Source organism: Mesorhizobium sp. M2C.T.Ca.TU.002.02.1.1, assembly GCF_003997225.1.
The window spans coordinates 1-721 of record NZ_RZTO01001412.1; the positions used below are offsets into that span (position 1 = coordinate 1).

The following is a 721-nucleotide window of genomic DNA, read 5'->3' on the forward strand; positions in this document are numbered from 1 at the left end:
TCCGAAGCCTCCGCCGGTGGGTCCGCGCCGTGAACCTCTCGGCCCCGTTCATCGCGCGGCCGGTCGCCACGACGCTGCTGGCGATAGGCTTGGCCGCCGCGGGGCTGATCGCCTATTTCAATTTGCCCGTGGCACCTTTGCCCAAGGTCGATTTCCCAACCATCTCGGTGCAGGCCTCGATGGCCGGTGCCAGCCCCGACACGATGGCGACCGATGTCGCGGCACCCCTGGAACGCCATCTCGGCCAGATCGCCGGGGTCAGCGAAATGACCTCGCGCTCGGGCACCGGCTCCACCAATGTCGTGCTGCAATTCGACCTCGCCCGCGACATCAACGGCGCGGCGCGTGACGTGCAGGCGGCGATCAACGCCGCGCGCGCCGACCTGCCGTCGGACCTGCGCAGCAACCCGACCTATCGCAAATACAATCCGGCCGACTCGCCGGTGATGATCTTGGCGCTGACCTCGCGCACGCTCACCCCCGGCCAGCTCTACGATGCCGCCGCGACCGTGCTGCAGCAGCGCCTGTCGCAGGTCGAGGGCATCGGCAATGTCGACCTCGGCGGCTCCTCGCTGCCGGCCGTGCGCGTCGAGCTCAATCCCGGCGCGCTGTTCCATTACGGCATCGGCCTGGAGGATGTGCGCGCGGCCCTTGCTTCCGCCAACGCCCGCAGCCCGAAAGGTTTCGAGGAAGACGGCGCGCTGCGCTACCAGCTCTACAC

General features: G+C 68.8%; 1 protein-coding gene. It reads left to right on the plus strand.

Features of this window, described 5'->3' with window-relative positions; translation table 11 throughout:
* Positions 1–29: 29 nt before the first annotated feature.
* The coding region (locus EOD07_RS36445) for an efflux RND transporter permease subunit (RefSeq protein ID WP_206519676.1) at positions 30–721 on the plus strand (692 nt) is incomplete at its 3' end.